Here is a 21,507-nt window from a genome sequence, read left to right on the forward strand (position 1 = left end):
AATTTATAATAAAATAATATTTTTCTTACAAAATTATAATACTTTTAAGCCATGAAAGTATTCGATTTTCCTTTGGTCAGAATTACAATTAGTTTTCTGATTGGTATATTAATTTCTTATTATTGGCAGCCGGCAATTGAAATTGCCCAATTCATTCTTTTCATTTCTTTAATTTCCTTTATCTGTATTTATTTTTTATCCAAAAAGAATAAAAAATTAAATATCCTTTTTGGAATCAGTGTTAATCTGATTTCAATTGGAATAGGAATGATGAGTTTATTGCTCAATACCGATTCACTTCAGGAATCGAATTATACACATTTCAAAAAGGCTTTTGAAAAAGATCATTACATCTCATTTACTTTACGCGAAAAACTAAAAGGCAACGATTACAATGACAGATATGTAGCAATCGTAAATAACATTGAAGACAAAAAATATACAGGCAAAATCATTGTAAACATCGAAAAAGACAGTACAAAAAATCCGCTGGTAATTGGTAATATCATACTGGCAAAAACAATTTTGCAAAATACAGCTGCTCCAAAAAATCCAAATCAGTTTGATTACGAAAAATATCTTTCCAACAGACAAATCTATGCCCAGATTTATGTTTCAAAATCTGAAATAAAAGTGAATCAGAAAATCCGGAAAGATATTTGGTTTTATGCTGCCAGATTAAATTCAAGAATAATTCACAACCTTGAAGCTGCACATTTTAATAAAACCGAAATGAATGTTGCAATGGCTTTAATTTTAGGGCAGCAACAGGAAATCTCCCAGGACATTATCCAGGATTATCAGTACTCAGGTGCCACTCATGTCTTATCTGTTTCAGGATTACATGTTGGCTTCATAATGTTATTTATACTCTTTGTCTTAAAACCTATTTCAAATAACCGTAAAGGTTCTTTTATAAAACTGGTTGCTATTTTGATTTCACTGGCTCTTTTTGGAATTGTTTCTGGACTCTCACCTCCTGTCCTACGATCTGTTGTGATGTTTTCATTTCTGGCAATTGGAAATCATTTACGAAGAGGCAGTAACATTTATCACAATTTACTGGTTTCTGTTTTATTAATATTACTATTTGAACCTTATTTCTTATTTGATGTTGGTTTTCAGCTCAGCTATATTGCATTATTTTCTATACTGTGGATACAACCGTTATTTAAAGAAATTTGGAAACCTAAAAACAAAATCACTCTTTATATCTGGGAAGCATTGAGCGTTTCATTTGCGGCTCAGATAGGCACATTTCCTCTTTGTTTATATTATTTCCATCAATTTCCCGGGCTTTTCTTTGTAACTAATATTTTAATTCTTCCCGTTTTGTCTTTTATTATGATTGCAGGAATAATAGTTATGATTATTTCTGTATTTGGGAGCTGTCCTTTATTTATAATTAAGATTTTCGAAAAAAGCATTTATCTCTTAAACCTGATCATTCATTATGTTGCTTCCTTTGAATCTTTTGTAATACGAAATATTGGATTTAATTTTTTCTATTTACTGGCTTTTTATCTTTTGATAATTACCGCAGTATTTTGGTTTAAAAAGCCCTCATTTAATAAATTAGCGGCTGTTTTAGTCAGCATAGTTATGGTACAGTCTTCTTATATTATAACTAAAATTCAGGCTGAAAACCAGCACGAATTAATCGTTTTTAATAAAAAGAAAAAGACCATTATAACAGAAAGGAGAGGAAAAGATATTCAGCTTTTTACAAATGACACTTCATTAGAAAAAGGGCCTGGCAACAATATTATAATTCCCTATTTGACTAATAATTTTGGGGTTTTAAAATCAGTAAATAAAATTGAAAATATATTGTTTTTTAATGGCCGGAAAATTCTTTTGATAGACAGTAGCGGGGTTTATCCCAAAACTATCCGACCAGACATTTTGATTCTCACACAGTCACCAAAGTTAAATCTCGATCGTCTTTTGTCCGATCTTAATCCGAAAGAAATAATTTCTGATGCATCAAATTCATATGCAATCCAGAAATACTGGAAAACAAGCTGTCGTAAAAAAAATATCCCCTTTCACGCTACAGCCGAAAAGGGATTTTACAAATTAAATTAGAAGTTTAAAGTACAATTATTGTGGATTTAAAATTGCTTCAGATTCGGCAATCCAGGCTCTTGCACCGCCAGGAATGTAAGATAGTTTTCCATGAGTATCAAACATCGTTTTTCCTTTTCTGATAGTGGCGCTGGCAAAACATACTTGTGGCAAATCAACAACATTAAAAGCAGTTCTCAATTTGGAGTTTTGTTCTTTAATTTCATTTGATGAAGAATCGGACAAATCCAGTTTCACTAAAATCACATTATTACGTGACCATTTCTCAAATTCAGGGCTTTTAAACACCTCATTCTGGAGGTTTTCAGCTGCTCCGGGTGCAGTGAAAAAAATTAACATCGGTTTTCTTTTTTCGTTACTCATAGCAATGGCCTCTGTCATGTCAGTAGTCCAGACTAAATTTTGTGATTTGACCAAAAATGTAACTAAAAAAAACAGTAGGAAAAGTAGTTTTCTATTCATAATAGATTGGGTTTGGTTAACTTAATGAAACTAAATTAACACAATATCTTTACCAAACAAGCCATATGTGTAAAAAACACACTATAGCCATTAATTAAAATGAAAAATATTTTAAAAGAGATATAATTTTAAAATAAATGAAAAAAAACAGGTGTTAAAATATTAAAAATTCTAAACCAAATTTGGCGATTTAAAAAAAAAATCTCCTTTTGTAAACACAAAAAGAGATTTATAAAATTAAAATGGAAACTTACTTTGTCTTTATTCACTCGGGTGCAGTATCGCATTCGATTCTGAAATCCAGGATTGTGCTCCTCCGGGTTTGTATGTCATTTTTCCTAATGCACTAAAAGTGGTTTTATTTTTTCTTATAGAAGCACTTGCATAACATACCTCAGGCAAATTTTCAACACCAAAGGCATTTTTTAGTTTTAAATTTTGCTCTTTATCACCTTCAGAGGCATTTATATCTGAAAGATCCAGTTTTACCAGAATCACATTATCTCTGGACCAAACAGCAAAATCGGGAGTCTTAAAAATTTCGTTTTGTAGATTTTCCGGTACACCTGAGGCGGTGAATAAAATCAGCATGGGTTTTCTTTGTTCATTACTTATTGCAATTGCATCGGTCATATTAGTTCTCCATACTAAATTTTGAGAATGCATAAAAAATGAACCTAAAAAAAACAGTAGGATGAGTATTTTTTTAGTCATATAAATAGGTTTAGGTTAGATTAGTAATGACGAAATTAACATAATATTTTAATTTTACAAGTTTTATTAATATAAAAAATACACTCTATGTTTTTTTATCCACAAATAAATATTAAAATAATAATTTCACGAAATACAAATGAATAACTTTTCCTACTAAACCAAAAAACTCCTTACATTGCTGTAAGAAGTTTTCTAAAATTTATATATTTAATATATTTCTCTCTAAGATTTTTTCGGATTAACAATTCCATCTGCGACAGCTAACCAGGCAGATGGTCCACCTGCAACGTAGCCTGTCTGACCAAGACCTTTAAAGTTCACTTTTCCGTCTTTAGACTCAGCACTCGTAAAATAGATTGTTGGAAATCCCTGAATACCAAAAGCCTGTTGCAATTCACTATTCTGAGTTTTTATTTCCGCAGTTTGCTGACTTCTTCTCGGGTAATCCAATTCTACCAAAACTACATTCTGACTTGCCCATTTTGTAAACTCGGGTGTTTTCAGAACTTCATTTTGCAATCGAATACACCATCCACACCAATCACTTCCTGTAAAGAACATCAGCATTGGTTTGTTTTCTTTATTACTAACCGTAATGGCTTCTCTTACATCTGTATACCACTTTAACTCTTGTGCCTGTGTGACAAATGCCCCAACTAAAAAGAAAGCTATTAAAAGTATTTTTTTCATATTCTTTTATTTTTTACAAATCTAAGAAAAATTTAAATTGATAAATATCGCCTATTTCACTTCCTCCATAAATTTTTTGATAAGCGGAGAAATTGCAATTAGAATTACACCCGCCACAAGAGAATACACAGCCAATTGATAATAGCCTTCAGTATAAGACTGCAGCTTAGACAGAAGTGTAACTCCTGTGTTTGATTTAGAAATTTCTGCACCTAATTTTCCGGCTGCCAGCTGTCCAAAAGCAGCAGCGAGAAACCAAAGTCCCATCATCATACCAAATAATCTCTTTGGAGATAACTTCGTGATAATTGACATCCCAATTGGTCCCAGACACAATTCACCAATTGTTGTAACCAGATAAGCAAAAGTAAATACGTTTAAAGATGCGATTCCTTCTGAACTTGCAAAAAACTTCGTTAAATAGAAAATATAGAATGATGCTCCTAAAAACAGAAATCCTATCCCGAATTTAATAATTGTATTGGGTTCGATTTTTCTTTTACCCAGCCAAAGCCATAACAATCCAATAATCGGACTTAAAACAACAACAAAAAAGGTATTTGAACTATTATTTACCACATTTGGATCTATTGTGAAAAATAATAATTTACTACTTAAATTATCTTTTGCAAAAAGTGACAATGAACCACCACTCTGCTCATAAATAGCATTAAATAAAAGATAAAAGAATACAAATAAAAAGGCTGCAAATAATTTCTTCTGAAGCTTAATATCTCCCAATTTTATCAATTCATAAGTAAAATACAAAACAGCAGCTATACCAATTGTGTACATGAAATAGTCTGTATAATCTGTATTTTTTACCATTATAAAAATAAACGGAATACTCAACAAGGACAATACATATACTGCAATTTCGCGTAATTTTCTTTTACTTGGCGCCATTTCCAGTAATGGAGAATCACCTATCGGACCTAAATATTTTTTAGTAAACAAGAAGGTTACCAATCCAAAAAACATCACAATTGCAGCAGACAGGAAGCACCAGGTCCACGAGTAATATTTTCCCAAATAAATACATAAAGCACCTCCTAAAAGTCCGCCTACATTTATCCCGGCATAAAACATTCCGTAACCAGCGTCTCTTCTTCCGTCTTTTTCATGATATAATTCTCCAACCATAGAAGAAACATTTGGTTTAAAAAAACCAGTTCCAATGATTGAGAAAGCAATTCCATAATAAAATAATTCCTGTGGCGAAAAGGCAATCAGAAGGTTTCCTAAAACCATTACAATTCCTCCAAAGAATAAAGATTTTTTGAACCCTAAAACTTTATCCGCAAAAATTCCGCCGATAAAAGTAAAAGCATAAACAAAAGCCTGAATAGCTCCATATTGTAAATTGGCATGTTCATCTTTTAATAAAAGCTGATCTACCATAAAAAATGTCAGTACTCCACGCATTCCGTAAAAACAGAAACGTTCCCACATTTCAACAAAAAACAAATACCATAATTGTTTAGGGTATTTGCCTTTAAAATTCTGTATTTCTTCTAAAGTGATATTGTTTTCCATATTATCTAACTCCATGCATCATTTTTTTCAACAAAGGAGTCAGTGCAAATAATACAATTGCAGCAATACCGGTAAGAACCACAAACACCATAAAGAATTCATATAGGTTGTGAATTTCAAATCCTGCAAAAACGGGATTTTGTGCACTAATTTGGTGTTTCTCTAAAAGAGCCAATTGATCTGCAGTTGGTGTAATAGTTTTATCTAAAATTGCCTGTAAATTGATTCCTAACTCTTTTGCTTTGGCAAACTTATCACCTGTTGCAGGCAATATAGAACCTAAAGTTCCTCCCAGGGCATAACCAGAAGCATTAGACAAGAAAAACACTCCATATAATAATGACGCAAAACGTTTTGGAGATAATTTACCTACCAATGACAGGCCAATTGGTGATAAACACAACTCTGCACAAGTATTTAAGAAATATAACAGGATAAGCCATTTTACCAACAGCAACCCTGAAGTTCCGATATAAGAAACCTGAGTTGCAATCATAAAAAAGCTAATTGTAATAATAACTAAACCAGCTGCTAATTTTACAGGAGAAATTGGTTCTTTATCTTTTGCTCTAAGAGTATCCCATAAAACACTAAAAGGAACTGCCATTACAACAACAAATAGTCCGTTAAAAATCTGAACCATTGAAGGAGGCATTAACCAACCAAAGAAATGTCTGTCTGTTTGGTTATCTGCAATAAACGTTAATGAAGATCCAGCCTGCTCAAATGCAGCCCAAAAGAAAATAATAAAAAATGATACAATATAAATTACAATAATTCTGTCTCGTTCAATTTTTGTCAAAGAAGTATCAGAAATAATTAATCCAGCCAATGCCAATCCACTAGAATAAATTAAAGTATAAATTAAATTCTGACCGACAACATAATGAAAAAAGAATCCTAAAACTATAAATGCTACTCCGGCTATAGCTAAAGCTTTCCCCGAAAAATTAGCTTTTTGTGATTCTCCTTCTTCAAAATCTTCTGCAACGTTTTTAGAAGGTAATCCGCCTAATGGTCTTCCTTCCGGAGACACAACGTATTTATTTTTCAAGAAGTAGAAAAGAACCGTTCCTATAAGCATTGCTGCAGAAGCCGCCATGAATCCCCATCTAAAAGCATGGATATCTCTGATTCCTCCGGCATCTTTAACATCTCCTAACAAAGGACAAATTGACTGCCCTAAGAAAGCTCCCATGTTAATTCCCATATAGAAAATAGTAAAAGCGGTATCTAATTTTGTTTTTTCCTGCTTAGGGTACAAACTTCCCACCATACTTGAAATATTTGGCTTGAAGAATCCATTACCAAAAACAATAACACCTAAACCACTATACATGACAGTTTTAGCCAATCCTAAATTAGCTTCAAAAATACTACCACTGGTAAACAATAACATTTGCCCAATTGCCATTAATAATCCGCCTAAAAGAATACAATTTCTGTTTCCCAAAAAACGATCGGCAATAAAACCTCCTAACATAGGAGTTAAATAACATAAACCCAGAAAACCTCCATAAATCAAAGAAGCTTCTTCTTCTTTCATTAATAATGAGTTCACAAGAAATAACGTCAATAAAGCACGCATTCCATAAAAATTGAATCTCTCCCACATCTCCGTCCCAAACAATACCCAAAGTCCTTTTGGATGCGCCGTTTTCACTTGAGTTTCTCCCATATTATTGTTTATTTGTTATAAGGTTATAAAGTTCTTTTTATAAATTTTGTTTGATAAAATTAGTCATTTTATTATAGAGCTGGATTCTCGTCTTACCGCCATAAATTCCGTGGTCTTTATCCGGATATATTTGAGAATCAAATTGTTTGTTTGCCTGAATTAACGCTTCCATCATTTGCATAGAATTTTGCACATGAACGTTATCATCACCAGAACCATGAATCAATAAAAACTTTCCTTTTAATTTATCAACGTGATTTATTGGAGAATTTTGGTCATAACCGCTTCCATTTTCTTGTGGAGTCTGCATGTATCTTTCTGTATAGACACTGTCATAAAAACGCCAGTTTGTTACCGGAGCAACCGCAATTGCCATTTTAAAAACATCATTCCCCTGAAAAATACAGTTTGATGCCATAAATCCGCCATAGCTCCATCCGAAGATTCCAATTCTTGAAGCATCTACATACGGATAAGATCCAATTACTTTTGCTGCATCGATCTGATCTTCTACTTCGTATTTCCCTAACTCTTTTTGAGTCACTTTTTTGAAATCTGCACCTTTATAACCTGTTCCTCTACCGTCAACACATGCTACTATATAACCTTGCTGTGTTAAGGAAAGAAACCAATAATCATCAGTGTTATTCCAATCGTTATTTACTTGTTGTGATCCCGGTCCAGAATACTGATACATAAAAACAGGATATTTTTTTGAAGGATCAAAATCTTTTGGTTTTAAAATCCAGGCGTTAAGTTCATTTCCTTTAGCAGTTTTTAAAACAAAGAATTCTTTTGAAGGAAGATTATATCCTTTTAGCTTATCCGAAAGGGCCTGATTATTTTCAATAACCTGAATTTCTTTTCCGGTTTTAGCCTCATTCAAAGTATAAGTAGTAGGCTGTAAATTACTTGAGAATGTGGTGATAAAATATTGAAAGTTTGGACTAAAAGTTGCCGCGCTTGTACCAACTTTATTTGCTAAAGCCGTCTTGTTTTTTCCATCTAATGAAATACGGTAAACTGCTCTGTTAATAGAACCATTTTCTGTAGACTGGTAGAAAATAGTTTTTGATTTTTCGTCGAAACCGTAATATGAAGTAACTTCCCAGTTTCCTTTTGTAACCTGATTTTTTAATTTACCGCTTTTATCATAAACATAGATATGATTAAACCCGTCTTTTTCGCTTGTCCAGATAAAACTGTTGTCTTTTAAGAATGTTAAATTATCCGTGACATCAACATAAGCTTTATCTTTTTCGTTTAAAACTACTTTTGCTGTAGCCGTTGTTCCATCAACAAATAATAAATCAAGGTTATCCTGGTGTCTGTTTAAAACTTGTGCAGACAATGTATTGTTATCATTTGTCCATTGCATTCTCGCAATATAGAAGTCATTGTAATTTCCTAAATCGACTTTTTTAGTTGCATTCGCTCCTGCATCATATATATGTAATGAAACTACTGAGTTTTTTTCTCCTGCTTTAGGATATTTAAACGTTTCAATTGTCGGATATAAATCTTTTTTGAAAATTGACATTGAAAATTCAGGTACCTGACTTTCATCAAAACGAATATAAGCTAGTTTTTTACTGTCTTTACTCCAGTCAAAAGCTCTCACAAAAGCAAATTCTTCTTCGTAAACCCAGTCCGTAATACCATTAATAACGGAATTCTTCTTTCCGTCTGTCGTAACAGGTGTTGATTTTTTTGATGCTACATCGTAAACATATAAGTTGTTTTCTTTAGCATAAGCGATTTTAGTTCCATCAGGAGAAAAAGTTGGTTCCTGAATCTGAAAATCAAAAAGTTTAGTCAGAGATTTTGATGCGATATCATATAAGAAATAATCTGCAGTAAAAGAGTGACGGAAGATTTTAGCCGAATTGCATGCAATTAAAATCTTTTTTTCCGAAGCATCAAAAGTATAACTGTCAATTCCGTCTGCAAGGGCTGCGTGATTCTTTGTATCAATTAAATTCGCTACTTTTTTTAAGGTTGCAAAATCGTATAAATCAATCTGCATACTTCTGTTGGCCTGATCAACATTTAAAACGGTATACTGGTCTGTATTTTTCAAGGATTGTAATTCATCCATTCCTTTCGCCCGGAAAGTTCCGCTATAAATATTTTCAACAGTTATTTTTTGTTGCCCAAAAACGGTAGTAACTAATAACAATAATATTACAGTAATTTTACTTGTATTCATCAGAATTATTTTAAATATAAAAAGAGCCCAATTTTAGTGAAAAAAATAAACATAATACACATTTTAAGTGTTAAATGTTAAAAAAAATAACGATTGCGTACTTCCATGTTTGAAATAGATTATAATCAAAACTCCTAAAATAGTATCTTTGCTGCAACATTATTATTTAATATATTGAGAATGAACAACGCTGTTGCCGGATTTTCTAAATTATCCAAAAAAGAAAAAATTAACTGGATTGCCAACAAATATTTTTCGGCTCCTGACGAAGCCTTAAGTATTATAAGAAATTACTGGAATTCAGATGAAAAGCTCCAACAGCTGCATGATGAATTTATTGAGAATACGATTACCAATCTGTATATACCGCTTGGAGTTGCCCCAAATTTTTTAATTAACGGCAAATACAAAACGATGCCGATGGCAATTGAAGAGAGTTCTGTAGTTGCGGCGGCTTCGAAATCGGCAAAATACTGGTCAACCCGAGGAGGATTTAAAGCAACCGTTATTAATACCGAAAAAATTGGTCAGGTGCACTTTACATTCAATGGAGATGCCCAAAAATTGCAGTCTTTTTTTGAACAGATAAAACCTGTTTTTTTCTCTGACACGCAAAGTATAACCAAAAATATGCAGCAACGTGGCGGCGGAATTCTGGATATACAATTAAAGGATAAAAGAAACCTACTTGAAAATTACTTTCAGCTTCACGCTACTTTTGAAACCAAAGACAGCATGGGAGCCAATTTTATCAACTCCTGCCTGGAACAATTTGCCACAACTTTAAAAGATGAATTTCAAAATTCTGATTTATTTTCAGATAATGAAAACATTAATGTTATCATGAGCATCTTGTCCAATTATGTTCCGAATTGTATTGTAAGAGCCGAAGTTTCCTGCCCTGTTGAAGATTTGACGGAAAAACATATTACAAATCCGTTGGATTTTGCACAACGTTTTGTACAGGCCGTTCAAATTGCAGAGGTAGAACCTTTTAGAGCTGTAACACACAACAAAGGAATCATGAATGGTGTTGATGCTGTTATTCTCTCAACCGGAAACGATTTTAGAGCAGTAGAAGCAGGCGTTCATGCATATGCTTCAAGAAATGGCCAATATGCAAGTCTGTCTCATGCCAAAATTGAAGACGGAATTTTTACTTTCTGGCTTGAAATTCCACTAGCTCTAGGCACTGTTGGCGGATTGACTTCTTTGCATCCATTGGTAAAATTATGTTTAGAGATATTAGAAAAACCTTCTGCAGAAGAATTAATGCAAATTGTGGCAGTTGCCGGTTTAGCACAAAATTTTGCAGCTTTGCGTTCCCTTACTACAACCGGAATTCAGGAAGGGCACATGAAAATGCATTTAAACAACATTATCAATCAGTTTGAGGCCACAGAAGAAGAACGTCATTTAATAAAATCGCATTTTAAGAAAAATACCATTTCGCATAGTGCTGTTGTCGATTTTATTGAGAATTTAAGAAAATAATTTAGAGCTGTTTCCACTATCCACTGCAATCTTTTCTTTTTTAAAGTAAAATCCAAAAGGGTTTCTACTGCAGATTTGGGATTATCGGGACTAAAAAATATAATATGAAACAAACATTTTACAGTAACGGAAAACTTTTTATTGCCGGAGAATATCTGGTTTTAGACGGAGCAGATGCTTTTGCGTTGCCTACAAAATTTGGTCAGGATCTGGTAATCGAAGATGGAGAAAACAGCCAGATAGAATGGAAAAGTTACGATCACGATAATCAACTCTGGTTTGAAGAAACAATCTTATTTAACGAAATTATAAATCTCCCGGACAGTAAAGCTGACAACATAAAAACAACTTTACTAAACATCCTTCACGAAGCTTATGTTTTAAATCCAAAGTTTATAGATAACTCAAAGGGATACAAAGTGAGTACTTATCTTACTTTTCCCAGAAATTGGGGACTGGGAACTTCTTCTACCCTTATCAATAATATTGCTGAATGGGCTGATATTAATGCTTTTACTTTACTAAATAATAGTTTTGGAGGAAGCGGGTATGATATTGCCTGTGCACAAAATAACACCCCGGTCATGTACCAGATTAAAGATAATGCTGTAAAATCTGTGGAATTTAACCCTGATTTTAAAGAGCATATATATTTCGTTTATTTAAATAAAAAGCAAAACAGCAAATCTGCAATATATGCTTATAACAACAATAAAGGACAGAATCTGGCACAAAGTGTTGCCGAAAACAATAAGATTACAAATACTATTCTTAATGCAAAAACTTTAAAAGAGTTTGCTTCAGCGGTTCAGAAACATGAAATTCATTTGAGTGCTATATTGGAAATGCAAACAATAAAGGAAGCCGTTTTTCCGGATTTTAACGGAGTAATCAAAAGCCTTGGGGCTTGGGGCGGGGACTTTGTAATGGTAATTTCTAAAGAGAATCCTAAAGAATATTTTGCTTCAAAAGGTTATGAAACTATTCTTTCTTACGATGAAATGATCTTATAGATTCAAAAACATCTCTTAATCTTTTTTTAAAACAAAAAAATTAATTTAAATTCATTTTTTTTGATGTCTTCATCTCTTTTGTTTCAAGACGTCGAACAATTTGGCTTTCCTGCTCATTTGACTCAATAAGAGTATTATGCAGACGCTCAGCCATCTTTTCAATACTGTTTGTAATAGAATCGTATACGAGTTCCATTCTGCGGTGTTTCTCTTCTTTTACAGCTCTTAAAACATCTTCCACGAAAATTTTATCATATTTTTCAGCAACAGAATCACGAGTATTGGTCAGTCGTATTACATTATCATTACCAAGAATAGTAACTTTAAAGTGCTGTTCTTCGTTACTTAAATAATACTTCCCTCCCAGTTCATCGCAATTGATGTCTGTGCTGCTTACTTTTAGCAGTTCAGTAATAATTCCAAAGATGTGATTTTCAATTTTGGAATATACTTTGGGTTTCTTTTTAAAAAACTTAAACATTAAAAACATCAACTATCTGATTGTTAAAGTATTTATTTATCATAGGAGCATCAATTTTCTGTAAAACAAAATATAAGCTATTTGTTAATTAAAAAATCCGCACAAATTAACAGTAATAATTTTAATAAGCAAAATTTTTTAGATTATATTTCTATTATTCCTATATAACTACCAAAAATCTGAATGATATTTATTACAAAACAAATTTAGTCAATTGTATATCAATAAAAAAACCCGAAACATTCATAAGAATATTTCGGGTTTAAATTTTTATTTGATTACTACCTTAGTAGTTAAACTGTAATCTGTTATCTTCAATTTTAGCATTGTTTTTCAACGCTGGTAAAATTCTGCTTGCATCAGAAGCACTTTGTGCTTTTACCTTAGCAACATACTCTGCATGGTTAGCAAGAGCCGGAGCTTTTACTGTACTGATATTTTTCACAACATATACTCCGGTGTTACCTTCAATTGGAGCAGAAACTTTGTTAGGAGATAAAGCAAATGCATTACCAACTACTTTTGGTTCTTGTCCAACTCCTCCAGGTAATACTGGATTATCTAATGTTACATTAGCAGCCTGCTGAACAGCTACACCAACACTTTTAGCAATAGCCTCAATGCTGGATCCTGTCATTTTTGCTTTTAACATTTCAGCTTTTTTCTTGTTTTTTAAGATTGGCTCAACATAAGGTCTTGCCAGACTTACAGAAACTAAACCTGATTTGTTTTCGCTTTTGTATTGTGCAATTACGTGACCTATATTAGCTAGTTCAAAACGTTTTACATCTCCAATACTTGTTTCTTTATCAAATGCCCATCTTACAATGTTACGTTGGTTTCCTAAAGGACCAAATGCCTCATCCATAGCTTTTGCACTAACAGGAGCAGCTACTTTTAAACCTAATTCTTTTGCAGTAGCATTAAAATCTTTATCTGCAGCCTGCATTTCAAATTTAGTAGCCAAAGTAAATACTTTATCAGAAGTCGCTTCAGATGGCTCAATTTTTTGAGCAATTGTAGCTAAACGAATACCGTCTTGTTTATCAGTGATTTTGATAATATGAAATCCGAAAGGAGTTTCTACTAAACCAATTTTACCAATTCCGTTATTAAATACAAAATCATTGAATGGTTTTAATGCTGATGGCAATTGGTTTTGACCAAAATATCCTACATCACCACCTTGTTGAGCTGATGCATCGTCAGAACTTGTAAAAGCCAACATCATAAAACTATCCGGATTAGCCTGAACCTGAGCTAAGATTTCTTCTGCTTTAGCTTTAGCTTCTTCTTTAGTTCTTTTTTCTTTTGGGTTTTGAGTTTGAGAACCTTCGTAACCAATTACAATATGGCTTGCTTTTGCATTAACACCCGCTTTAAATCCTAACGATTTAGAGATAGCATAATATTTTCCGTATACATATGGACCATAAATTGCTCCCGCTGGTAAACTAAAAAGTTTGTCAGCATCAACTGCAGGTAAACTATTTTTAGCAACATAAGTAGAATCATAAGGAATATCAGAGTTTGCGTTTACAAATTCTGCAATGTTTGTAGCATTTCTGAAACCAGCTAAAGTATCATTTTTACCTGTTTTTGCATTGTAAACTACACTTCCTGATAATAAAGCAGTAATTCTTGCTTTAATTTCAGCTTCATCTTCTTTTGAAGCTTTATCTTCAACCAGAACATATTGAATTTCACGAGTTTCATCCGCTTTGAATTTTTTCTCGTTTTTCTTCATATAATCAACAATATCAGAATCAGAAATTTTTACTTCACTATCTTTAATAGAAGAGTATAATCCTGCAGCATAAGCAAAGTTTACTTTGTTAGCTTCCATTTCATACTTAAATTTTCCTTCACTAGCAGTTGTGTAAAGTCCTGATTTTACTAAAGTATTATAGATTTGATATTTTGCGTTTAATCCGGCATCTTTTTCTTTGTCAGCAATATATTGTTTTGCATCAGGAGTAGTATTAACGTAGTTTTTAAACTTAGCAACGTCAAAAACACCTGCCGCATTTAAGAACATAGGGTTTTTTCCAATATTTGGATCTGATTTTAAAACCTCTATTAAATGTTTTTCACCAACTCTCAATCCTAATTTATCAAACTGAGCTGACAATAATGCGATTGAAACTTCCTGATCCCAAACTCTGTTTGCAGCTTCAGTAGAAGAAATTCCCTGGCCACTTTTTTCAACATTACTAACTTTAACTCTAAAGTCTTCAAATGAAATATCTTTTCCATCGATGCTTCCTACATCTTTTGAACTTTGACTAAATGTTCCTTTACCAATAAGATCCTGTATTATAAATGCAAATAATGCAAGTGCAATAACCCCTATCAATAAAGCTGAACGCTGTCTAATTTTTGCTAAAACTGCCATTTTTATTGTTGTTAATTTTATATTCAGTTTGCGAAAATACAATTATCTAGTTAATAACAATACAACTAGTGTTTTATTTTACGCATTTTTTTTTAATTAATAAAAAAATTACTCTTTTATAGTCATTTTTACTAATTCGATTTTCTTGTTTGATGCTTCTTCTATCACAAAATGATACCGATCAATTATTATTTCGTCTCCTTTTTGCGGAATTTCTTTCGTATGATTTACAATAAAACCTCCCAAAGTGCCATAAGAATCTTCCTCAGGAATATCTAATTTATAGGTTTCATTTAAATACTGAACATCCAAACGTGTAGAAAACAAATACTTACCCTCTCCAAACTCTTGTTCTATAAGTTCTTCGTCTAAATCGTGCTCATCCTCGATTTCACCAAAAAGCTCTTCAACAATATCTTCTATTGTTACTATACCAGAAGTTCCTCCATGTTCATCAAGAACAACGGCAACATTTCTTCTTTTTTTAATAAGTAAGTTCAAGGCATCCTTAATAGAAATCGTTTCGGGAACAAACTCAACGGTCATTAAAACAGATTTTATTGTTTTTGGCTTTTTAAACAAATCAAATGAATGCACATAACCCACAATATCATCAAGAGAATTTTGACTTACTACAATTTTGGAATATCCTGTTTCTATAAATAATTGCTTCAGGTCTGCAACGCTGTCAAATAAATCTATATCAACAATTTCAGTACGCGGGGTCATGATATCACGTGCCTTTACACCGGAAAATTCAAGCGCATTCTGAAAAATCTGAATTTCAGAATCTACTTCTTCGTTTTCTTCAACAGAACTCATTTGTTCTGTGATATAATTACCCAGTTCAACTTTGCTAAAATACAATTGTACCTGATCTCCCTCTGTCTTAAAGAATTTCTTTAAAATAAAATCTGAAATCCATATAAAAAAAGTGGCTATATAGTAAAACAACCGATAAAACAGATAGGCAGGAATTGCAAAAATCCTAATTAAGGAATTGGCATAAATCTGAAAAAAAAATTTAGGAAAAAATTCGGCAGTAATTAAAACGATAAAAGTCGAAACGGCCGTCTGAACAAGTAAACTTGTAATACCCGAAAACTGATACCCCAAAGTTACAATTTGAGCCAGAATCAGGTCACCCATATAGAAACCGTAAACTACCAGTGCAACATTATTACCGATAAGCATTGCAGCAATAAATTTAGATGGGTTTTCGGTAAGTTTGGTAAGGATTTGTGAGAGAAAATTATCTTGTTTTTTTTCTATTTCAAGATAAATCTTGTTTGAGGAAATAAAAGCTATTTCCATTCCCGAAAAAAAGGCTGATAGTATTAAACATAGTATTATAATACTAATCTCCATTTTTTATTGTTTTTTATTTCGATCATCAAATCTGTTAGCAAATCTTCTTCTGAAGAAAAACATGAAAATTGCCAGGCCGGCAATTATAAAACTTAGAATTGCCTTATCATTTGCTTCGTCCAGTTTTGTAATTCCGTCATATATAAAGAAAGCTCCAAAAAGGATGTAAACGTATTGTGTATATTTTAAATAACCCATAATATTTTTTTATTCTTCGGCTTCCAGTTCGCCGGTTATTCGTTGTGAATTTATCACTTTAAAGTCTTTGCTAAAATCTATACCCTGACCGTAAGAAACGCCTTTTGCATCAGTAAGTTTAAATTTTCTTTCGGTATAAAACCACTCATTTTTCTGGTCAAAATACAATTGCTCCGTTTCAAGCATTTGTCCGGTTTCAGAAGTTATTTTTACTTTTCCCTGCAAATCTATAATCCCGGTTTGTTTGTACGAAACGGCATAATTTGATTTTATAAAAGTACGCTTTTGTTTTTTATCATATAGCGTAACATCTATTCCTTTGGGAAATTCGGTAAACGGAAATTCAAGATTTGAATAATCCAACATTTTTGAACTAATCAGAACTCCTGTTATACGCCCGGAATCTGTATATTTAATATTAACCGTATCTGCATCACTTCCCGGAACAAACTCTGAAAAATTAATTTTCTGAACTTCTTTAAAATTACTTTCGCACCCAAAAAACATTGTCACAGCAAGAACTGTGACAATTGTTATAATATATTTCTTTGGTAAATTCATTTGCCAAATGTAGTAAATTGTACTGAGCTTAAAAAAACTGCTATGCTTAATTGAATTTACTCTTCACGAACCATTTGTCGTTGAAAGAGAAACTCAGGCTAAAATTCATATAATTTTCTTTAATCAGACCTGAAGAAGTTGTTCCTTTTTTACCAAATTCCAGTCCGAAATTTACATTTGAGAAAGTTCCTGTAATTGGAAACCCTGCTCCTAATGTCATTCCGACATCATTGATTGATTCATTATTAATAATCATACCTACTTTTTCGTATTTTAAACCTGCTCGGTATGTTACTCTGCTTAAGTAACTTGAAAAAGAGGTGTAATTTGGAATAAAATATCCTCCAATGGCGTATTTTGAATATTTTTCATAACGCACATTATTCATTGTATTATAATAATTATAAAGTTTTCCATCACCCTGAAAAGCCAATGATGTACCCACTAACCATTTTCTTGCTTCACCGATACCTGCGCCGATTGTTAATTTACCAGGCAACTTTAAATCGGTTGATGAAGCCGGATATTCATAAGGGTCCGGATCACCGTCAACATCAATAACTCTGGTGTTATCTGAATTTAGATTACCTGAAAATGTATAATTTAAACTAGTGTATAAATTCATTTTCTTGTAAATTTTAGTCTGATACATTGTACCTATATTAAAATTCACTCCTGACACTACAGCAGTATTGGTTTCTCTGGTCGCGTTTTGAATACCGGATACCAGCTCAATACTGGTTGTTGTAATTTTACCAAAATTATATTGTACATCTGTACCTACATTCCATTTTGGAGTAATTTTATACGCTAAACCAAAAAATACTTTGTTTATTCCTCCTTTTCCTTCTAGCTGGCTGCTTACATCACCTGGAGTAGCCGTATTATCATCAGCAAGTCGGTATCCTACAGAAGATAAAGGAACCAAACCAAATGCCGCACCAAATTTACCCATCGGAATACCAACTGCAAGGTAATCGAAAGTAGATCTTTGTGCTTTTGAAGTTTCTGTATCCGATTTTAATTTAGAAGTTCCAAAAGTTCCTCCTACAGAAAAAGTTGTTTGTCCCAAACTAGCATAACTTGCCGGATTTTCAATATTCAAATGGATACTATCCTGCTCTACTGCAACTCCTGCCATAGATCTAAATTCAAGAGTTCCTTTTAGTCTGGAGTCCCCTATTCCGTAAAAAGAATAAGGAGATGCTGTACCTTGCTGGGCAAATGAAACGAACGAGATAAGTAAACAAGTACTTACTATAATTTTTTTAATCATTGTCGATTTTATATTGAAATGTTTGGTTCAAACTTTCCAGAAGGAAATTTGAATTGGCAAATATGGTATTTTTTAATCGTTTAGCCAAAAAATCTGTATCACCACCCGTTAAAATTATTATAAAATTTGAAAAGTTTGCCCGATATTCATCGATAAAACCATCAATCTCATAGACGAACCCATTGACAACACCGGAATGAATAGCTTGTTTTGTTGAATCCCCAATATAATGTTCCGGTGCTTCTAAAGTTAATAACGGCAGTCTGGCTGTGAAATTATGTAGCGATTCATAACGTAACCTTAAACCCGGAGAAATCGCTCCGCCAAGATAATGGTCATTTTCGTCGATAAAATCGTAGGTAATACAAGTTCCTGCATCTATAACTAATCTGTTTTGTTTTGGAAACTGTAACGTGGCCCCGGCAGCCAAAACCATCCTGTCAATTCCTAAGGTTTTTGGTGTTGCATATTTATTAATAAAAGGAAAGACGTCTTCATGTGTTAAAAAATGAATATTCAGCTTATTTTCGAAAGCCAAAAAAGATTGTTTTTCGATATTTCCGACCGATGCGATGACCAAATCGGAGCAATCCGGAAATTTTTTTAAAATTTTTTCTATTTCTTTTTCGAATTCATTTTTCTCAAAAACAAAATTCCCAAGAGCAGTATTCTCCTCAAAGACAGCTGCTTTAATTCGGGTATTCCCTACATCAACAGTTAAAATCATATTTACTTTTTTGTTTTTGCGAAGATACGAATTGATTTTTTTTTAAAATTGTTTTGGATAAACGAAAAATGATTCTATCTTTGCACCCGCAATCAGCATGGTGCCTTAGCTCAGATGGTAGAGCAATGGACTGAAAATCCATGTGTCCCTGGTTCGATCCCTGGAGGCACCACCAAAACCCACTCAACTGAGTGGGTTTTTTGTTTTTAATAGATTATGCATTACTTATATATCCTATATTCAAATTCTTCTCAAAAATTCTATATTGGAGAAACAAAAGATATAGAAGAAAGAATTTTAAAACACCAAAACCATTTCTATTCAAATTCATTTACCAAAATTGCTGATGATTGGGAAATTGTTTTAACTTTTGCTTGTAATAATAAGGACGAAGCTGTTTATTTAGAAAAATTCATTAAACGAATGAAAAGCAGAACCTTTAACAACAAAATAATTGAAAATCCATCCATCTTACAAGATATTCTGTCTAAAAGAAAATAATATGTCCCTGGTTCTCCCGAAGCCTCGGGACTGGAGGCACCACCAAAACCCACTCAACTGAGTGGTTTTTTTGTTTTTAATACTTTTCCAAAAAATTAACCGCAAAGTTCGCTAAGATTTACGCAAAGGTTCGCAAGCTGTTATTAAACTTTGTTTTTTTGTTTGTCCTTTTACAGTTAAAAAAACTCTTAATTCTTCCCTTTGTAAACTTTTGATTACCAAAAACCAGAAAGTTAATAATTAAAGTAATTTTGTTAAAAAAGTATCAACTAAATAAAAAAATATCTTTTATATTCGTAAAATCGTATTTTAATTTTTATTTATTATCAAAAAACACAGAGCGTTTTTTATGGGTAAAACTTCTACTAAAGGCATTTGGAAAGTAATTTCTGCCTCCTCTATGGGTACAATGATCGAATGGTATGACTTCTATATTTTCGGAAGTTTAGCTGTTGTAATTTCAACCAAATTTTTCCCAAGTGATAATCCAACTGCAGCATTTTTATCTACATTGGCCACTTTTGCTGCCGGATTTGTAGTACGCCCTTTTGGCGCTTTATTTTTTGGCAGGCTCGGAGATATCATTGGCCGTAAATATACTTTTATGGCTACCTTATTATTAATGGGGGGTTCAACTTTTTTAATTGGCTGTATTCCCAGTTATGAAACTATTGGTTTTTTGGCTCCTTTATTAGTCCTCATTTTGCGTTTATTACAAGGACTTGCGCTTGGTGGTGAATATGGCGGAGCAGCTACTTATGTTGCAGAACATGCTCCTGTGGGAGAAAAAGGATATTGGACTTCCTGGATTCAGACTACAGCAACCGTCGGACTATTTATTTCTCTTATGGTTATTTTGGCAACAAAAAATATTCTTTCAACAGAAGATTTTGATTCCTGGGGATGGCGTGTTCCTTTTTGGGTTTCTATTGTCATGGTTGGGGTTTCTTACCTAATCCGAAAAAATATGGATGAATCTCCTGTCTTTGCAAAAGCAAAAAAAGAAGGCACAACAAGTACAAATCCTTTAAGAGAAAGTTTCGGAAACAGGTATAATCTAAAATTTGTTTTACTGGCATTATTTGGCGCTACGATGGGACAGGGCGTCGTATGGTACACAGGACAGTTTTATGCCATGAGTTTCATGAAAACCGTAATGAATATTGACTCTTCTCAGGTAGATAGCCTATTAGGGATTGCTTTACTTTTAGGAACTCCGTTTTTTATTGTTTTTGGATGGCTGAGTGACAAGGTTGGCAGAAAATACATTATGATGGGCGGTATGCTGTTGGCTATTTTGTTTTACAGGCCAATTTATAAAATGATGTATGATACAACAGACATTAGTAATAAAACAGAAATTTTCGAAGAAACAACAAAATCGATTGAAAATAAAAGCAACGGAGGTTCTGTATCAACAACTCAAAAAAATTATACTGACGGTACAACCGTGATAGAGAAAAAATCGTATATCCTTAATAAAGAGACACAAACAAGCATTTCTGTTACAATTAATTCTAGTGACGAATGGACATTAATATTTTTAGTTTTCATTCAGGTGCTATTTGTAACAATGGTTTATGGGCCAATTGCTGCATTTTTGGTAGAAATGTTCCCTACAAAAATAAGGTATACCTCAATGTCATTACCTTATCATGTTGGAAACGGAATTTTTGGAGGTTTACTTCCTGCTATTTCTACTTATCTTGTATCACAATCAAAAGAATCGGGTAAAACTGATTTTTATCTTGACGGACTTTGGTATCCTATCATTATTGCTTCAGTTTGTTTTGTAATTGGAATGATTTATATTGATAATAAGAATAAAACTAATCACCTTTAAATTTAAAAAAATGAATACAATTAAACAGACATTAGGGGTTTTATGGGTGATATTGGCAGTTTCTGCAGCATATTTTTGTATTTTCGAATTTGGATTACCAAAACTACTCTCAGACAAACAAGATGATTTAGTCTTTGGAATTATCATTCTTTTTATTCTAACTCCGCTTATCGTTTTAGGATTGGGAACTTTTGGCTATTTTGCTGTAATTGGAGAGTATAATAAGAAAAAATAACCTCAAACAGATATAAATAAAAAGGCTGCCTGTTT

Annotated in this window: 19 protein-coding genes and 1 tRNA gene; 7 read left to right on the forward strand and 13 right to left on the reverse strand. The window is 32.7% G+C overall.

The window, feature by feature from the left end; genetic code table 11:
- The first annotated feature begins 51 nt into the window (after positions 1 to 51).
- Positions 52 to 2,088 (forward strand): ComEC/Rec2 family competence protein, encoded by a 2,037-nt coding sequence (locus tag DCO46_RS10235; protein WP_116752458.1) that lies wholly within the window; start codon positions 52 to 54, stop codon positions 2,086 to 2,088.
- A gap of 15 nt (positions 2,089 to 2,103) precedes the next feature.
- Here the strand turns inward: DCO46_RS10235 and DCO46_RS10240 are convergent, their stop codons facing one another.
- The 6 genes from DCO46_RS10240 to DCO46_RS10265 form a co-directional block, all read right to left on the reverse strand.
- A complete protein-coding gene (locus DCO46_RS10240) occupies positions 2,104 to 2,550 on the reverse strand; it encodes a thioredoxin family protein (protein WP_116752459.1) in 447 nt (148 codons plus the stop codon).
- 261 nt (positions 2,551 to 2,811) lie between these two features.
- Positions 2,812 to 3,264: a thioredoxin family protein gene (locus DCO46_RS10245; protein WP_116752460.1), complete on the reverse strand. Its 453-nt coding sequence runs from the start codon at positions 3,262 to 3,264 to the stop codon at positions 2,812 to 2,814.
- A 225-nt stretch (positions 3,265 to 3,489) separates the two neighbouring features.
- Positions 3,490 to 3,957: a thioredoxin family protein gene (locus tag DCO46_RS10250; protein ID WP_116752461.1), complete on the reverse strand. Its 468-nt coding sequence runs from the start codon at positions 3,955 to 3,957 to the stop codon at positions 3,490 to 3,492.
- 51 nt (positions 3,958 to 4,008) lie between these two features.
- Positions 4,009 to 5,493 (reverse strand): peptide MFS transporter, encoded by a 1,485-nt coding sequence (locus tag DCO46_RS10255; protein WP_116752501.1) that lies wholly within the window; start codon positions 5,491 to 5,493, stop codon positions 4,009 to 4,011.
- Between the two features lies 1 nt (position 5,494).
- On the reverse strand, positions 5,495 to 7,171 hold the full coding sequence (locus DCO46_RS10260) for a peptide MFS transporter (protein ID WP_116752462.1): 1,677 nt from the start codon (positions 7,169 to 7,171) through the stop codon (positions 5,495 to 5,497).
- 37 nt (positions 7,172 to 7,208) lie between these two features.
- Positions 7,209 to 9,380 carry a S9 family peptidase gene (locus DCO46_RS10265; protein ID WP_116752463.1) on the reverse strand — a complete coding sequence of 724 codons (2,172 nt, stop codon included), beginning with the start codon at positions 9,378 to 9,380 and terminating at the stop codon, positions 7,209 to 7,211.
- A gap of 180 nt (positions 9,381 to 9,560) precedes the next feature.
- Here DCO46_RS10265 and DCO46_RS10270 point away from each other — a divergent pair, with 180 nt between their 5' ends.
- Both DCO46_RS10270 and DCO46_RS10275 read left to right on the forward strand, forming a co-directional pair.
- On the forward strand, positions 9,561 to 10,874 hold the full coding sequence (locus DCO46_RS10270) for a hydroxymethylglutaryl-CoA reductase, degradative (protein ID WP_116752464.1): 1,314 nt from the start codon (positions 9,561 to 9,563) through the stop codon (positions 10,872 to 10,874).
- Positions 10,875 to 10,978: 104 nt separating this feature from the next.
- Positions 10,979 to 11,887: a GYDIA family GHMP kinase gene (locus DCO46_RS10275; RefSeq protein ID WP_116752465.1), complete on the forward strand. Its 909-nt coding sequence runs from the start codon at positions 10,979 to 10,981 to the stop codon at positions 11,885 to 11,887.
- Between the two features lie 40 nt (positions 11,888 to 11,927).
- Here DCO46_RS10275 and DCO46_RS10280 read toward each other — a convergent pair whose 3' ends face one another.
- The 7 genes from DCO46_RS10280 to DCO46_RS10310 all read right to left on the reverse strand — a co-directional run bounded on the left by DCO46_RS10280 (position 11,928) and on the right by DCO46_RS10310 (position 18,893).
- Positions 11,928 to 12,368: a hypothetical protein gene (locus tag DCO46_RS10280; RefSeq protein WP_116752466.1), complete on the reverse strand. Its 441-nt coding sequence runs from the start codon at positions 12,366 to 12,368 to the stop codon at positions 11,928 to 11,930.
- A gap of 286 nt (positions 12,369 to 12,654) precedes the next feature.
- The gene (locus DCO46_RS10285) at positions 12,655 to 14,763 is read right to left on the reverse strand and encodes a peptidylprolyl isomerase (RefSeq protein ID WP_116752467.1); all 2,109 of its coding nucleotides are present in this window, start codon (positions 14,761 to 14,763) and stop codon (positions 12,655 to 12,657) included.
- Between the two features lie 108 nt (positions 14,764 to 14,871).
- On the reverse strand, positions 14,872 to 16,131 hold the full coding sequence (locus tag DCO46_RS10290; protein ID WP_116752468.1) for a hemolysin family protein: 1,260 nt from the start codon (positions 16,129 to 16,131) through the stop codon (positions 14,872 to 14,874).
- 3 nt (positions 16,132 to 16,134) lie between these two features.
- Positions 16,135 to 16,329 (reverse strand): hypothetical protein, encoded by a 195-nt coding sequence (locus DCO46_RS10295; protein WP_116752469.1) that lies wholly within the window; start codon positions 16,327 to 16,329, stop codon positions 16,135 to 16,137.
- Positions 16,330 to 16,338: 9 nt separating this feature from the next.
- The gene (gene lptC, locus DCO46_RS10300; protein WP_116752470.1) at positions 16,339 to 16,890 is read right to left on the reverse strand and encodes an LPS export ABC transporter periplasmic protein LptC; all 552 of its coding nucleotides are present in this window, start codon (positions 16,888 to 16,890) and stop codon (positions 16,339 to 16,341) included.
- A gap of 46 nt (positions 16,891 to 16,936) precedes the next feature.
- Positions 16,937 to 18,166: a hypothetical protein gene (locus DCO46_RS10305; RefSeq protein ID WP_116752471.1), complete on the reverse strand. Its 1,230-nt coding sequence runs from the start codon at positions 18,164 to 18,166 to the stop codon at positions 16,937 to 16,939.
- Entirely contained in the window at positions 18,159 to 18,893 is a 735-nt protein-coding gene (locus tag DCO46_RS10310; RefSeq protein ID WP_116752472.1) for a type III pantothenate kinase, read from the reverse strand. Before DCO46_RS10310 ends, DCO46_RS10305 begins: the two co-directional genes overlap by 8 nt.
- 99 nt (positions 18,894 to 18,992) lie before the next feature.
- Here DCO46_RS10310 and DCO46_RS10315 point away from each other — a divergent pair.
- From DCO46_RS10315 to DCO46_RS10330, 4 genes are all read left to right on the forward strand, one after another.
- Positions 18,993 to 19,068, forward strand: a tRNA-Phe gene (locus DCO46_RS10315).
- Positions 19,069 to 19,109: 41 nt separating this feature from the next.
- Positions 19,110 to 19,394, forward strand: a complete 285-nt coding sequence (locus DCO46_RS10320; RefSeq protein WP_165828906.1) for a GIY-YIG nuclease family protein — start codon at positions 19,110 to 19,112, stop codon at positions 19,392 to 19,394.
- Between the two features lie 349 nt (positions 19,395 to 19,743).
- Entirely contained in the window at positions 19,744 to 21,237 is a 1,494-nt protein-coding gene (locus tag DCO46_RS10325; protein WP_116752474.1) for an MFS transporter, read from the forward strand.
- A gap of 10 nt (positions 21,238 to 21,247) precedes the next feature.
- Positions 21,248 to 21,472 (forward strand): DUF6814 family protein, encoded by a 225-nt coding sequence (locus DCO46_RS10330; RefSeq protein ID WP_116752502.1) that lies wholly within the window; start codon positions 21,248 to 21,250, stop codon positions 21,470 to 21,472.
- The last annotated feature ends 35 nt before the right edge of the window (positions 21,473 to 21,507 follow it).

Origin of the sequence: Flavobacterium sp. HTF (assembly GCF_003105115.1) — a bacterium.
Taxonomy (GTDB): domain Bacteria; phylum Bacteroidota; class Bacteroidia; order Flavobacteriales; family Flavobacteriaceae; genus Flavobacterium.

Coding starts and splice junctions, on each gene's coding strand:
- DCO46_RS10240 (WP_116752459.1), bottom strand. CDS start 2,550: ATGAATAGAAAACTACTTTTCCTACTGTTTTTTTTAGTTACATTTTTG.
- DCO46_RS10270 (WP_116752464.1), top strand. CDS start 9,561: ATGAACAACGCTGTTGCCGGATTTTCTAAATTATCCAAAAAAGAAAAA.
- DCO46_RS10280 (WP_116752466.1), bottom strand. CDS start 12,368: ATGTTTAAGTTTTTTAAAAAGAAACCCAAAGTATATTCCAAAATTGAA.
- DCO46_RS10285 (WP_116752467.1), bottom strand. CDS start 14,763: ATGGCAGTTTTAGCAAAAATTAGACAGCGTTCAGCTTTATTGATAGGG.
- DCO46_RS10250 (WP_116752461.1), bottom strand. CDS start 3,957: ATGAAAAAAATACTTTTAATAGCTTTCTTTTTAGTTGGGGCATTTGTC.
- DCO46_RS10245 (WP_116752460.1), bottom strand. CDS start 3,264: ATGACTAAAAAAATACTCATCCTACTGTTTTTTTTAGGTTCATTTTTT.
- lptC (WP_116752470.1), bottom strand. CDS start 16,890: ATGAATTTACCAAAGAAATATATTATAACAATTGTCACAGTTCTTGCT.
- DCO46_RS10330 (WP_116752502.1), top strand. CDS start 21,248: ATGAATACAATTAAACAGACATTAGGGGTTTTATGGGTGATATTGGCA.
- DCO46_RS10325 (WP_116752474.1), top strand. CDS start 19,744: ATGGGTAAAACTTCTACTAAAGGCATTTGGAAAGTAATTTCTGCCTCC.
- DCO46_RS10310 (WP_116752472.1), bottom strand. CDS start 18,893: ATGATTTTAACTGTTGATGTAGGGAATACCCGAATTAAAGCAGCTGTC.
- DCO46_RS10265 (WP_116752463.1), bottom strand. CDS start 9,380: ATGAATACAAGTAAAATTACTGTAATATTATTGTTATTAGTTACTACC.
- DCO46_RS10255 (WP_116752501.1), bottom strand. CDS start 5,493: ATGGAAAACAATATCACTTTAGAAGAAATACAGAATTTTAAAGGCAAA.
- DCO46_RS10275 (WP_116752465.1), top strand. CDS start 10,979: ATGAAACAAACATTTTACAGTAACGGAAAACTTTTTATTGCCGGAGAA.
- DCO46_RS10320 (WP_165828906.1), top strand. CDS start 19,110: ATGCATTACTTATATATCCTATATTCAAATTCTTCTCAAAAATTCTAT.
- DCO46_RS10260 (WP_116752462.1), bottom strand. CDS start 7,171: ATGGGAGAAACTCAAGTGAAAACGGCGCATCCAAAAGGACTTTGGGTA.
- DCO46_RS10305 (WP_116752471.1), bottom strand. CDS start 18,166: ATGATTAAAAAAATTATAGTAAGTACTTGTTTACTTATCTCGTTCGTT.
- DCO46_RS10235 (WP_116752458.1), top strand. CDS start 52: ATGAAAGTATTCGATTTTCCTTTGGTCAGAATTACAATTAGTTTTCTG.
- DCO46_RS10295 (WP_116752469.1), bottom strand. CDS start 16,329: ATGGGTTATTTAAAATATACACAATACGTTTACATCCTTTTTGGAGCT.
- DCO46_RS10290 (WP_116752468.1), bottom strand. CDS start 16,131: ATGGAGATTAGTATTATAATACTATGTTTAATACTATCAGCCTTTTTT.